The sequence below is a fragment of the Streptacidiphilus pinicola genome, assembly GCF_003258295.1.
Classification (GTDB): Bacteria; Actinomycetota; Actinomycetes; order Streptomycetales; family Streptomycetaceae; genus Streptacidiphilus; species Streptacidiphilus pinicola.
Genome location: NZ_QKYN01000036.1, coordinates 33,900 through 46,732, shown reverse-complemented (window position 1 = coordinate 46,732; position 12,833 = coordinate 33,900). Strand labels below are relative to the sequence as shown.

The window sequence follows — 12,833 nt, the reverse complement described above, 5'->3', positions numbered from 1 at the left end:
GCCCGCCGCCGAGCGGCGACCAGATCTATGACGCTGTGGTCAGTCCGTCGTTAGGCAGGCCGATCGGCCCGGTGGGCATCACGTCGGCCAGGTAGGCGTCGAGGTCCGGCTTCTCGGTGCCGAAGACGTGCCGCAGCCAGGCCGCGCGCTCGTGCACCAGGACGCCGAGTTCGTAGGTGCAGCCGATCAGCGGGATGGTGAGCTCGGCCATGTTCCGGGGGTCCTCGTCGGGACTGCCGATCAGCGGGACACCGCCGGTGGCGAACCGCGCCCAGACGCAGTTGTCCCAGTACCAGCTGTAGACGTTCAGGTGCGCGCCGGCCGCACTGCGGAACAGGATGGTGAACGCGGCGGGCGGGGTCGTCTCGTCGCGTGGGGCCAGGAACCCCGGAACGAGGTCGTAGGCGTTCTTCTCGATCTGCGGGTCGATCGGGGTCCGGTCGCGGCTGATGTGGTAGCGCTTGACGTGGCGCCCTGCGATGACGTCGGTGCCGGCGTGCCAGACCTGAGGTGTCGTGGATGTCATGCCGGTGAGGTTAGGACCCTTTCACTGACATCTTCTGTCAGGAGAACACGGCTGACGGGCGCGCGTTCAGCCGAGCCGGGTGACGGGTCGGTCGACCGGGCCGGGCCGGCTGACACGGTGCGGGGCGCCGTCAGGCCTCCTGGAAACCGGTGGAGGGGCCGGTGCAGGGGGCGAGGTGGATGGCTGTACCGCCGTTGACCTCGGCGGTGCACAGGCCGGCCTGGTGGGAGTAGATCCTGCCTTGGCGGAGCGAGAAGAGCTGGGCAGGGTTGCCGCTGCAGCGCGCCACCTGGACCATCGTTCCGGGGGTGGTGGCGCCCCAGGCCGCGTCCATGCACAGTCCCTGACTCTGGATCGTGCCGTTCGAGGCGACCTGCCAGCGCTGGTTGGCGTTGCCGTTGCAGGCGGTCAGGGCCAGTGGGGTTCCGTCGGTGCCGGCGCCGGCGCTGAGACACTCGCCGGTGGCCGGGTTCTTCAGCAGCGTGCCGGCAGGGCGAGGCGGTGGGGCTGCCGGTCCGGTCGAGGTGGCGGTGGGCTGGGTCACCGGCGGGACGGCCGGATGCGAGGCGGTCGTGCCGGGAGCGGCGGAGGCGCGGGCCACGGGAGTCGTGGGGGCGGATCCCAGCTGCGTGGCGGCCAGGACGGCGACCACGGCGGCCACCACCACGGCGGCCGAGGACGCGAGAAGGGCGCCGCGTCGGGGGAGGCGGCCCCGGCCGCCGGCCGTCGACGTCGGGTTCGCCGCGAGGTCGGGGTCTGGGTCGGAGTCGGAATCGTCGTCGGGGAAGACGAGTTCCGGCGCGTCCAGCGGCAGGTCGAGCCGGCGTGACACCGGGTGGACCAGGAACCCGGTGTCCACCATGCCGTCGGGGCCCAGGACCAGGCGCCAGCGCGGTTGCTCCATCCGTCCGACGACCACGACAGTCCAGCGTCCGGCCGGATCCGCGGCGGCCCTGTGCAGTACCTCGCGGTCCCGGCCGCCCGGTGGGGTGGCCAGGAGCAGTACGGCGCTGTCGTAGCCGGCCAGCGTGGAGGTGGCGTCACCGAGCGACCTGGCCTCGACCGTCTCCTCCGGATCCGCGGGGCTGGACTTGAAGCCGATCCGCACCAGGCGGACCTCGCGCGACCACGGGCTGCTGGTCAGCTCCCTGGTCCAGTCCTGGGCGAGCAGCCGGACCTGTCGGGCATCGCCCTCCAGGGCGATGATCCCGCCGGCGCGGCCGAGGTTGAGCAGGACGAAGCCCTCACGTGAGACGCCGAGGGAGACGAGCTGCGGAAAGGCGTCAGGCAGGGCGTCCGACACCCGGGCGCTCTGCAGTCCACGCAGCGGCGCGTGCCAGATCCGGCCGTCCTGCTCGGACTCCCAGTCCGGAGGCGGCTGTTCGTCGGCGGTGCTCAGGTAGAGCCGGACCCGGTCGGTGCCGATCACGACCGCATGGACGGCGGGAACCTCGCGGTGCTCGGCGTCGCACGAGGTGGCGAGGGCGCGGACCACCCGGTCCACGGTCCACAGCCCGTGGTCGGCACGGGCGGCAGCAGGTCGTGGCGTGCCGCGGCGCGGGCGAAGCCGGACGAGCCAGGAGCGGCGCTGGGCAGGGCTCTGGGCGGATCGGCTCGACAGAGTCACCTTCGTCTCCCTGGCACTCGGCGGTGTCCTCAGATCGTTCGCCGCGCGTCCGGAGGGTGTCAACGCTGTTCGGGCGTACAGCTGGTGGGCCTTGGGCCCAGGGGCCCAAGGCCGCTTCGGCAGGCCTGGACCGGCCTTCGAGGCCGTTCCTAGCATCGGCAGGACCGGGAAGCGACAAGAAGGGACACCCTGATGGCGAACGTGAACGTCACCTACCAGGAGATGCAGGACAGCGCGAACCGGATGCGCAACAACAAGAGCGACATCGACGCGAAGCTGACGGAGTGCAAGAACATCGTCGACAGCCTGACGAGTTCGGGCTTCGTCACCGACCAGGCGTCGGGCCGGTTCGACGAGGTGCACACCGAGTTCGTCACTTCCGCGAACCAGGCGATGGAGACGCTGGATCAGCTCTCCCAGTGGCTGGACAAGGCCGTCGACGCGATGCAGCAGATGGACAGCCAGCTGGCCGGGTCGCTCAACAAGTAGGCCCGGAAGCAGGCAGGAACAGGCCCGCCGGTCACGAGGGGTTGGGGAGCAGCAGGCTCATGATGATCACGATAGCGCGGTTCCCCGACTGGTCGGCCGACGTGGTCGTGGACGCCGAACCCACCACCAGCGTCCGCGACGTCGTCAAGGGACTGCTGGACAGCCCGGCCCTGACGGACGTGCCGACCGTCGACGCACCCGCGGCCGACCGGGTCTACCTGGGCCGCCGGCCGCTCGACCTCGACCAGCCCCTGGCGGAAAGCGGTATCAAGGACGGCGTCGTCCTCTGGCTCGACCGGCCCGGCCCGGTCACGGGACACCGGGGCGGGCCGGTCACCCTGCGCGCCGTGGCGGGTGTCGGCGCGGGCCAGGTGTGGTACCTGGACGCGGGCGAGCACCACATTGCCGTGGATCCCGCGTGCGGGCCGGTCGTGGACGGCGAGCAGCCGGACGCGGCGGTCGCCGTGGTCCGGGTCCCCCTGGACGCCCGGGTGCGGGTGCGTTCCGGTTCCGGGTCCGCCGTGCTGGACCGCACTCCGCTGCCCGACCACGAGGTGCGCTGGCCGGCGGGCGCCCAGCTGACCGTCGGTGGGACGGTGTTGGAAGTACAGGTGGTGCAGCGGCCGGACGCGGTGATCGCGTCCTCGGCCGACGGTGGCTACCTCGACTACAACAGGCCGCCGCGACTGCTGCCGCCCGCCCTGCGGACGGCGTTCAAGCTGCCGGGCCGGCCCAAGGCGCCGACGCAGAACGCGCTCCCGTGGCTGGCCACCGCCCTGCCCGCCGTCTTCGGCGGCGCGATGGCCATGTTCATGCACAACGTGATGTACCTGATGATGGCCGGGATGTCGCCGATGATGATGGTCGGCACCTGGTACTCGGGGCGTCGCCAGGGCAGGATCGGCCACCGGCGGCAGCTGGCCGAGTACCGGCAGCAGGTCGAGACGACCGAGGCCGCGATCGCGGCCGCGCTGGAACGCGAGCAGCGCGACCGCCGTGCCGGTTGCCCCGACCCGGCCGAGCTCCTGGTCGTCGCCACCGGGCCGCGGGCCCGACTGTGGGAGCGCCGTCGGACCGACCCGGACCATCTGCAGGTCCGCGTCGGCACGGCCGACCTGCCCACGACGATCGTGGTGGAGGAGGAAGCCGGGCGTGGGCGCGACCTGCGGGCCGCCGAGGACGTGCCGGCCGCCTTTTCCATCGCGCAGGCGGGCGTGGTCGGTGTCGCCGGACAGGGCGACTGGCCCCGGCGTACCGCCCGCTGGCTCGTCGGCCAGCTGGCCGTGCTGCAGAGCCCGCGCGACGTGCAGATCTACATCCTGACCGACCCGGCGGGCGAGGAGCTGTGGGAGTGGGCCACCTGGCTCCCGCACACCCGGCCGCTGCTCGGTCAGCAGGCGCTGGCGCTGGTCGGCGCGGACGCCGAGACGCTGGGGCACCGGGTCGCGGAGTTGGGCGAGCTGATCAAGGCGAGGCGGCAGGCCCGTCTCAACTCCGGTCCCGGGGCTGTCTCGGCGGACCCGGAGGTGATCGTGGTGATGGACGGTGCCCGACGACTGCGAGCCCTCCCCGGCGTGGTGACGGTTCTTCAGGAGGGTCCGGCGGTCGGCGTCATGAGCATCTGTGTGGACGCGGACGAGCGGACCCTGCCGGAGGAGTGCACCACCGTGGTCGCGGGCGGGACCGGTCAGCGGGCCCGGCTGCGGCGTCAGCGGGAGGCGGAGCTCGACGGCATCCGCGCCGACGAGGTGACCGACAGCTGGTTCGAGGCCGTGGGCCGCGGCCTGGCGCCGCTGCGCGACGTCAGCGAGGGTCAGGGCGATGCCGCGTTGCCGGGCTCGGCACGGCTGCTGGAGATCCTCGGCCTGGAGGAGCCGACCCCTACCGCGATCGCGTCCCACTGGCGCGCCTCGGGACGCAGCACCAAGGCCGTGGTCGGCTACTCGCTCGACGGGCCTTTCGCGCTGGACCTGGTCAACCACGGACCGCACGGTCTGGTGGCGGGCACCACGGGCTCGGGCAAGTCGGAGTTCCTGCAGACGCTGGTGGCCTCGCTGGCGGTGGCCAACCGCCCGGACGCGATGACCTTCGTCCTGGTCGACTACAAGGGCGGCGCCGCGTTCAAGGACTGTGTGGACCTGCCGCACACCGTCGGCCTGGTCACCGACCTGGACACCCACCTGGTGGAGCGCGCCCTGGTCTCGCTGAGCGCCGAACTGACGCACCGCGAGCACCTGCTGGCCAAGGCCGGGGCCAAGGACCTGGAGGACTACCTCGACTACGCCGAACGCCGGCCCGGGGAACTGGCACCCATTCCGCGCCTGTTGATCGTCATCGACGAGTTCGCCTCCATGGTCCGGGAGTTGCCCGACTTCGTGACCGGTCTGGTCAACGTCGCGCAGCGGGGCCGCTCGTTGGGCATCCACCTGATCCTGGCCACCCAGCGTCCCTCCGGTGTGGTCTCGGCGGAGATCCGGGCCAACACCAACCTCCGGGTGGCGCTGCGGGTGACGGACCCGGCGGAGAGCACCGACGTCATCGACGCCCGCGAGGCGGCGGGCATCTCGGCGGCGACCCCCGGGCGGGCCTACGCGCGGCTCGGGCACAGCTCGCTGATCCCCTTCCAGACCGGCCGGGTCGGCGGCCGGCGTCCGATCGGCGACCGGCGCTCGGTGGTCACCCCGCCCTTCCTCCAGCCGGTCTCCTGGCTGGACCTGGGCCGGCCGGCGCCGCAACGCCCGCGGGGCGCGGTCGAGACGGACACCGAGACGGACCTCGCCGCGCTGGTGCGGACGGTGGAGCAGGCCAACAGCATGCTGGGTATCGCCCCGCAGCGCCGCCCCTGGCTGCCGCCGTTGCCGCTCTCCTCGGTGGTCGAGCTGCCCGCCGAGCCGGTGCGCGGGAAGGGCGGTGAGCCGGTCTTCTCCTGGGCCGTGCAGGACCTGCCGACGCAGCAGCGCCAGGAGCCGGTCACCGTCGACCTGGCCACCTTCGGGCACCTGCACATCGTCGGCGCGCCCCGCTCGGGCCGCTCCACCGCGCTGCGCACTATCGCCGCCACCGCGGCCGCCTCCTCCTCGGTGACCGACCTGCACCTGTACGGACTGGACTGCGGCAACGGGGCGCTGCTGCCGCTCAGCCGGCTGCCGCACTGCGGCGCGGTGGTGCAGCGCTCGGAACCGGAGCGGGTGGCCCGGCTGCTCAGACGCCTGCACGCCGAGGTGCTGCACCGTCAGCGGGTACTCGGCGAGGGCGGTTTCGCCGACCTGGCCGAGCAGCGGGCCGCCGCGCCCGCGGCGGAGCGGCTGCCGCACGTGATCCTGCTGCTGGACCGCTGGGAGGGCTTCATGGGCACCCTCAGCGAGTACGACGGAGGAGCGCTCACCGAGCTGATCCACACGCTGCACCGCGAGGGCGGCAGCGCCGGGGTGCACCTGGTGATCGCGGGGGACCAGATGCTGCTGAGCGGCCGGATGGGCTCGCTCACCGAGGACAAGCTGGTGCTGCGGCTCTCCGACCGGACCGACGCCAGCCTTGCGGGGCTCAGCCCGCGGAAGCTCCCGGAGCACCTGCCGCCCGGCCGCGGCTACCGCGCGACCAGCGCGATCGAGACCCAGGTCGGGCTGGTGGCCGCCGATCCGGCGGGCCCGGCGCAGGTCGCCGCCCTGCACGCACTGGGCGCACGGCTCGCCGAACGCGAGACCGCGGTGCCCAAGTGGGCCCGGCCGAACCGGATCGCCGTGCTGCCCACCCAGCTCTCCTTCGAGCAGGCCTGGGAGCTGGTCGGGACGCCGGCCCCGATGTGGGCGCTGGTCGGCGTCGGCGGGGACGAGCTGGAGCCGCTCGGCGCGGACCTGCGCGGCGACCAGCCCACCTTCCTGGTGGCCGGGCCGTCCCGGTCCGGACGCAGCACCGCGCTCTGCGTGATGGCCGAGTCGCTGCTGCGCGGCGGCGCCGAACTGGTGCTCGGCGCCCCGATGAACTCGCCGCTGCGCGCGTTCGCGGGCCGCGCCGGTGTGCGCGGCGTCCTGACCGCGGAGGCCCCGACCGAGGCGGACTTCGCCGAGCTGCTCGACCCGGGCGACGGGCCGGTGGTGCTGCTCGTCGACGACGCCGAGGCCTGGAAGGACCTGTCCTGCCGGGACTGGCTGAAGGCCTTCGTGCGGCGGGCGGCGGGGTCGAACCGCGGGGTGGTCCTCGCGGGTGACGTCGCCTCGGTGGCGAGCGGCTTCTCCGGCTGGCAGGCCGAGGTCAAGCGCAACCGGCGCGGTGCGCTGCTGTCACCGGCCAACACCGGCGACGGCGATCTGGTGGGCACGCGCCTGTCCCGGTCCCAGCTCGCCACGCGCGTCGTCCCCGGCGCGGCGCTGGTGCACCTCGGCACCGGCAGCCTGACCACCGCACAGATCCCGTTGGCGGCAACGGCCCCGACCGAAGCCCCGACCGAAGCCCCGACCGAGCAGGAGCAGTGATGGCAGACCTCGTGGTCAAGGACCTGCAGGCCCTCGCCGGCCGACGAACTGATCGGCCAGTTCGAGGGCGCGCTGGACTTCCAGAACGATGACAAGGGCCTGTGGGGCCAGCACAACGCCAACCTCTCGATGGGCGACTTCGCCGCCAACTGGACCATCCACCGCGACGCGATGGTCAAGGACATGAAGGCACTGCGGGACAAGGTCAACAAGGTCGACCAGGCCTGGTCGCAGGGCGACACCCAGCTGGTCCAGTCGCTGCAGAACTGAGAGGAGAAGCGATGACCATCAGGAATCTCGGCGACTGGTCGGCCCTGGACCTGGACGGGGACCCGGTCTACGCCGATCCGGACGCGGTGCGCTCCGCGCAGCAGCGTTACCAGCACATCGCGACCACCATCGACGACGCCACCGCCAAGCTGCAGCAGATCGTCGGCACCAGCAGCGACAGCCTGGCCGGCCAGTACGTCCAGGGCCTGCAGTCGGCGGCGAGTTCGCTCAACGACCGGCTCACCAAGGCGGGGGTCCGCTACCACGACGTGGCCGACCAGATCACCACGTACGAGCCCGCGTTGGACGAGGGTCTCACCGAGACGGCCGCAGCGCTGGTCGAGGCCCGGATCGCGGTGGACGCGCAGACCAAGGCGAGCAGCATGCCGGACCCGCAGAAGGGTTCCGACGGCTCGGTGTCACCGGACGAGCAGGCCAAGGGCACGGCCAAGACCAAGGCCACCGACGACGCCAACGCACAGCTGACCGCGGCGAAGAACCGGCTCAACAGCGCGATGGACGCGCTCAACACGGCGGGCAAGCGTTTCGGCGACGCGGTCAACTCCAAGAACTACAAGGACGGTCTGACCGACACCCTGAAGGACAAGATCGACGCGGTGATGGCCAAGATCAGCCAGATCTTCGCCATCATCGGCATGATCCTGGGCGCCCTCGCCATCCTGATCCCCGGGGTGGACGTGTTGGTCCTGGCCGGGGTGGTGGCCGGCGCCATCACCCTGGTCGCCAACATCACCCTCTACGCGGACGGCAAGGGCAGTCTCGCGGACGTGATCCTCGGCGCGGTCGGCCTGGGCCTCGCGGGGCTGGGTGCGATCGTGGGGGTCGTCGGCAAGGGCATCTCCGGCATCGCCAAGGCCACCGCCATCGCCAACCGGGCCGGGGACGACGGTATCGAGCTGGTCCCGCTGCGGCCGCCCGGCAAGATCCCGAACTACTCCCGCCCGTTCGGCCCCGGCAACCCGCGTCCGGGCGGCCCGATCCCCAACTACTCCCGCCCGTTCGGCCCCGGCAACGTGCCCCGGACCGAGCCGCCGGCCCCGGCGCCGGCCCCGGCCGGAGCGCCGCCGCCCAACGCCGCGGCGGACTGGCAGAACCTGTCCGACTGGTACAACAACCCGGCCACCAACTGGCTGTTGGGCAAGTTCGGCGCCACCACGCCCGACGTCGGCTTCTGGGGTTCGGCGGGCAAGCAGCTGGGGGACGCCGGCGCGATGTGGAAGAACCTGGGCAGCAACCCGCTGCAGTTCGGCAAGGACATCGGCAGCATCATCGGCGGCGTCAAGGGCGCCCAGGGTCTCTCCGGCATCGTCGGGGCGGCGGGACTCGGCAGGATCTCGCCGCTCTGGTACGTCTGGGGCGGCCTCAACGGGGCGTTCGGCGTGGGCGCGGGCTTCGTCTACACCGGCGGCCGGCTGAAGGGCTGGATCCCCGCCCTCAACCCGCCCGGGTACGCCACCGCATGACCAGGGGAGAGAGCGTGAGCGAGGAGCTGACCGCCCTGACGCGGACACCGTGGCACTGGGAGTGGGTGCCGGGCGGTGGGCCGGACCGGGCGGAGCCGCAGGCCTGGACCGACCGGTTGGCGGCGCAGTTCGCCGAGTGGACGGCCGACGGACTGGCCACGGCCCGGGAGGGCTGGCCTGCCGACGAGGCGGGAACGCCGTTCCCGCTGACGGCCGAAGCCGTGGGCCGCGATGTCGCCGACTGGCTGCGGGAGCGGGCGGTGCAACTGCCGCCCTGGTCCCGGCTGGCCTGGGGCGCGGTGGCCGTGGACGGCCGGGTCCGATGGGCGCCGGTCCCGGTCGTCGTGGAGTTCCGGGCGCCCGAGGCGGAGGACCCCGAGTACCTGATGGAGCTGGTGGGTTCCGGCGGGTGGGAGGAGGACGCGCGGGAGCCCGTCGTCGACTACGTGACGACGCCGGGAGGTGACGGGCTGCGGGTCCTTGCCCTGTGCCGCAGCAGCGAGGGCGCGGCCTATGCCCGGCTGGACGCCGCGCTCCGCCTCGACCTGCCGCCGACCGGCGACGGGCCTGGCGTCAGCGCCGACGTCCTGCTCAGCACCCGCGTCGTCGAGATGGGGCTGATGGCCCTGATCGGACCGGGAGTCGAGCAGTTGATGCAGCAGATCGCCGAGGAGAGCGCCCCGACCGACGGCCGCCCGCCCCGGTTGGGTTTCGTCACCGCCAGCGCAGCCACGGGAGAGGAGCAGACGTGATCGACTTCGAGCTGGTCGTCCCGGACGGGTGGGTGCAGATCCCCACGACCGCCGACACCCCGGCGCTGCGCCGCCGCATCATCGAGGAGGTGATCCGGCATCACCTGCCCGAGTCGTTGCCCCGGGACAAGGCGGGCCCGTGGCGCCGGATGCTGCGCCGGGAGCTGACCGAGGCGACCGACGAGGCGTCCCGGCAGAACGCCCGCTCGGTGCTGCTGCCGCTGGCGGAGTTCAGCGGCGTCCGGCTGCCCGGATCGATGCTGGTGACCGTCCTTGAGTCGGAGGCGACCCGGGAGGAGGACGTCGAGGACCCGGAGCAGCTGCTGACGTCCCTGCTGGCCGATGCCGGGAGGGACGGCGTCCGGCTGGAGATCGGGGGCGGTCCCGCGGTCCGGGTGGCCTCCGTGGCGGAGAGCAGCCGGATCGGGCGCAAGGCGCCCTCGCGTCGGGTCTCCTACTACGTCGCGCACCCGGAGGAGCCGGGTGTGTGGGGGCTGCTGACCTTCACCGTGCTGTCCGACGGCGACGTCGAGGCGGCGCCGGTCCAGGCCGTCGTGCTGCTCTTCGACGCGATCGTCACGACGCTGCGCTGGGCGGACCGGATCGACGTGCCCACCGAGGAGGAGGTGCTGGCCGGACTCGCACCGCTTCCGGGGGAGAACGAGCCGGTCGCGGCGCTGGTGGGGTCTGAAGCGGACGTGAACCCGGCCTGAAGAACACGTGAAGCGGACTTCGTCACGCTGGACCCATGACGCCGACCACCCCGGCCGCGCCGCTCGGGCCCAGCTCCGGCCTGGTGCGGATCGCCATCACGAGCCCGGACATCCTCGCCCAGATCCGGCAGGTGTTCGCCAGCAGGAACCTGGACGTCGACATCGTGCGGATGCCCTACGTCGAGGTCGCGCTGCGCCCTGCCGCCGGTGCGGCGGCGGGGCCGGCGCCCCTGCCGGGTGTCCGCAGCCCGCGCAGGCTCTGTGCCGAGTACCGGCTCAACGTGGTCGGGATCGAGCCCGTTCCCGTGCCCGGTGCGGCCGTGCCCGGGGCGGCACCCGTTCCGCGCCCGGCCGTGGCGGCCGCCCCCGGGCCCGCCCGGGTCCTGTCGCGGCGTCAGCACGAGGTGATGGCGCTGGTCTCGCGCGGCGTGCGCAACACCGAGATCGCCGCGCAGTTGCAGCTGAGCGAGAAGACCGTGAAGAACCACATCAACCGCATCTTCCGCACCCTGGGGGCGGCGAACCGGATCGAGGCGGTGCTGATCTGGCAGAGCCGCCCGCACGACCGCGGCCCCGGCCCGCACGCCCGCGTGCCTAGCCCGCGCGGGCGTGACGGGCTTCGGCCGCCGAGCGCGGGACGTCCCGTGACCGTGGGAGCGGCGTGACCGCGGCGGACTCCGCCGGCGGCTCGTCCCGGTGGGAGAGTTCCTCGGCGTAGAGCCTGGTCAGTTCGCGCATGCGGAAGCCGCGGCCGGTGGTCTCCAGCAGGTGCTGGGCGGCCAGGTTCCGCAGTGCGGTGAGCGTGACGGGCAGCGGCAGGCCCAGTCGGGCGGCCGCCGCCTCCGGCCGGATGTCCGCGCCGGGCGCGAGGCCGAGGGTACGGAAGGCATGGGCGGTTGCGGCGTCGAGCCGGGCGTAGGAGCAGGAGAGCGCTCCTCGTACGGAGTGGAGTTCGTCATCGGGGATCTGCAGCACGTCGAGCCGGTGCCGCGGGTCCTCCAGATCGGCCACCAGATCGCAGAGCCGCGGCGAACTCCCGGCCGCCAGCTGCTCGGAGGCGATCCGCAGCGCCAGCGGCAGCCCGTCGCACAACTCGGCGATGCGGCGCGCGGCGGGTAACTCGGCCCGGACGCGGGCGGGTCCGAGCACGGCGGTCAGCAGGTCCAGCGACGCGCGCGGGCCGAAGGGGGAGAGCACCACCCGGCGGGCCGCGTAGCGCATGGTCAGCCCGCTCAGCCGGTTGCGGCTGGTCACGAGGGTGAACGAGGGTCCCGCGCCCGGCAGCAACCGCTCGACCTGCTCGGCGGATTCGGCGTTGTCCAGCACGATCAGCAAGCGCTTCTCCCGGACGACGCTGCGCCACAGGGCGGCCCGCTGCTCCTGGTCGGCCGGAATGTCCGCCACGTTCAGTGAGGCCAGCAGGTGGTGCAGTGCGTCCGCCGGGGAGCGGGGCGACTGCCTGGGGTCGAAGCCGCCGAGGTTCAGGTAGAGCTGGCCGTCCGGATAGGCGCCGGCCGACTGGTGGGCGCAGTGCACGGCCAGGGCGGTCTTGCCGACCCCGCCCGGCCCGACAACCGTCATGATGCCCGCGGTCGTCCGGCCTTCGCGGTCGGCCGGGACGCTCGCCGCCAGCACCCGGCGGACCTCGTCATCACGTCCCGTGAAGGCGCCGACGCTGCACGGCAGTTGGGCCGGGCAGACGGGTTCCGTCGCGACGGCGCGGAGGGCGCGGTCCGCGGTCGTCCGGATCCGTCCGTTCTCGGACAGGATCGAGGAGTTGAGCTCCCGCAGCTCGGCCGAGGGGTCGATGCCCAGGTCCTCGGCCAGCAGCCGCCGCAGGTCCTGGTACTGGGCCAGGGCGTCGGCGGTCCGGCCGCTCCGGTGCAGCGCCGTGATCAGCAGTGCGCGCAGCCGCTCGTCGTAGGGGTGCGCGGCGACATGCAGGCGCAGCTCGTCGGCGACGCCGTTCGGCCGGTCCAGTTCCAGCAGCAGCTCGGCGCGCTCCATCAGCAGGCGGAGCCGCAGATCCGCGGCCCAGGCACGGAACTCGACGGCGAACGGTCCCGGCAGGCCGCCCAGCACGGCGCCGGGACGCCAGCAGGCCAGAGCCTGTTCGCAGGCCGCGACCGCGGCGACGGGGTCGCCCTCGCGGGCGGAGCCCGCTCGCGCCGCCAACTGTTCGACCGCGCGGACGTCGAGCCGGTCCGGATCGAGGCGGAGCGCGTAGCCGGTCCCCGTACTGACCAGGGCGTCCCCGGCCGGCCCGGCCAGGGCCCGGCGCAGGCCGGAGACGTAGGTGTGGACGCTGCCGACCGCGGTGGCGGGCGGCGTCGGCCCCCACAGGTGGTCGACCAGTTCGTCCCGGGAGACCAGGCTGCCCTCGCTCAGCGCGAGCACGGCGAACACCGCCCGCTGCTTGGGCGGGCCGAGGGCGATCTCGGTCGGCCCGGCCCACGCGCGCAGCGGCCCGAGGGTCTCGACCCGCAGTCGATCCATGCCC

Annotated in this window: 10 protein-coding genes; 7 read left to right on the top strand and 3 right to left on the bottom strand. The window is 73.2% G+C overall.

What is annotated here, in order from left to right:
* Nucleotides 1-25: 25 nt before the first annotated feature.
* Together DN069_RS09150 and DN069_RS09145 are read right to left on the bottom strand one after the other, a co-directional pair.
* Nucleotides 26-526 (bottom strand): hypothetical protein, encoded by a 501-nt coding sequence (locus DN069_RS09150; RefSeq protein ID WP_111500372.1) that lies wholly within the window; start codon nucleotides 524-526, stop codon nucleotides 26-28.
* A gap of 130 nt (nucleotides 527-656) precedes the next feature.
* Nucleotides 657-2,153 carry an RICIN domain-containing protein gene (locus DN069_RS09145; protein ID WP_165845436.1) on the bottom strand — a complete coding sequence of 499 codons (1,497 nt, stop codon included), beginning with the start codon at nucleotides 2,151-2,153 and terminating at the stop codon, nucleotides 657-659.
* A 192-nt stretch (nucleotides 2,154-2,345) separates the two neighbouring features.
* On the opposite strand from DN069_RS09145, the gene DN069_RS09140 reads away from it, so the two are divergent.
* The 7 genes from DN069_RS09140 to DN069_RS09115 all read left to right on the top strand — a co-directional run bounded on the left by DN069_RS09140 (nucleotide 2,346) and on the right by DN069_RS09115 (nucleotide 10,998).
* Nucleotides 2,346-2,642: a WXG100 family type VII secretion target gene (locus tag DN069_RS09140; RefSeq protein ID WP_111500370.1), complete on the top strand. Its 297-nt coding sequence runs from the start codon at nucleotides 2,346-2,348 to the stop codon at nucleotides 2,640-2,642.
* Nucleotides 2,643-2,701: 59 nt separating this feature from the next.
* Nucleotides 2,702-7,114, top strand: a complete 4,413-nt coding sequence (locus tag DN069_RS09135) for an FtsK/SpoIIIE domain-containing protein (RefSeq protein WP_111500369.1) — start codon at nucleotides 2,702-2,704, stop codon at nucleotides 7,112-7,114.
* A 129-nt stretch (nucleotides 7,115-7,243) separates the two neighbouring features.
* Nucleotides 7,244-7,384, top strand: coding sequence for a hypothetical protein (locus tag DN069_RS39955; RefSeq protein WP_165845435.1), 141 nt, complete (start codon nucleotides 7,244-7,246; stop codon nucleotides 7,382-7,384).
* A gap of 11 nt (nucleotides 7,385-7,395) precedes the next feature.
* Complete coding sequence (locus tag DN069_RS09130) at nucleotides 7,396-8,868, top strand: hypothetical protein (protein ID WP_111500368.1); 1,473 nt, start codon at nucleotides 7,396-7,398, stop codon at nucleotides 8,866-8,868.
* A gap of 14 nt (nucleotides 8,869-8,882) precedes the next feature.
* The gene (locus tag DN069_RS09125; RefSeq protein ID WP_111500367.1) at nucleotides 8,883-9,620 is read left to right on the top strand and encodes a hypothetical protein; all 738 of its coding nucleotides are present in this window, start codon (nucleotides 8,883-8,885) and stop codon (nucleotides 9,618-9,620) included.
* On the top strand, nucleotides 9,617-10,333 hold the full coding sequence (locus tag DN069_RS09120; protein WP_111500366.1) for a hypothetical protein: 717 nt from the start codon (nucleotides 9,617-9,619) through the stop codon (nucleotides 10,331-10,333). The genes DN069_RS09125 and DN069_RS09120 overlap by 4 nt, the downstream gene beginning before the upstream one ends.
* A 35-nt stretch (nucleotides 10,334-10,368) precedes the next feature.
* Nucleotides 10,369-10,998, top strand: a complete 630-nt coding sequence (locus DN069_RS09115) for a response regulator transcription factor (protein WP_111500365.1) — start codon at nucleotides 10,369-10,371, stop codon at nucleotides 10,996-10,998.
* Here DN069_RS09115 and DN069_RS09110 read toward each other — a convergent pair.
* Entirely contained in the window at nucleotides 10,928-12,829 is a 1,902-nt protein-coding gene (locus tag DN069_RS09110; protein ID WP_133259861.1) for an AfsR/SARP family transcriptional regulator, read from the bottom strand. The two genes, DN069_RS09115 and DN069_RS09110, sit on opposite strands and share 71 nt — an antisense overlap.
* Nucleotides 12,830-12,833 lie beyond the last annotated feature (4 nt).

Bases quoted from the DNA above. Each gene is read 5' to 3' on its own strand.
- DN069_RS09150 (WP_111500372.1), bottom strand. From the start codon at position 526: ATGACATCCACGACACCTCAGGTCTGGCACGCCGGCACCGACGTCATC.
- DN069_RS09140 (WP_111500370.1), top strand. From the start codon at position 2,346: ATGGCGAACGTGAACGTCACCTACCAGGAGATGCAGGACAGCGCGAAC.
- DN069_RS09135 (WP_111500369.1), top strand. From the start codon at position 2,702: ATGATGATCACGATAGCGCGGTTCCCCGACTGGTCGGCCGACGTGGTC.
- DN069_RS39955 (WP_165845435.1), top strand. From the start codon at position 7,244: ATGGGCGACTTCGCCGCCAACTGGACCATCCACCGCGACGCGATGGTC.
- DN069_RS09130 (WP_111500368.1), top strand. From the start codon at position 7,396: ATGACCATCAGGAATCTCGGCGACTGGTCGGCCCTGGACCTGGACGGG.
- DN069_RS09115 (WP_111500365.1), top strand. From the start codon at position 10,369: ATGACGCCGACCACCCCGGCCGCGCCGCTCGGGCCCAGCTCCGGCCTG.
- DN069_RS09110 (WP_133259861.1), bottom strand. From the start codon at position 12,829: ATGGATCGACTGCGGGTCGAGACCCTCGGGCCGCTGCGCGCGTGGGCC.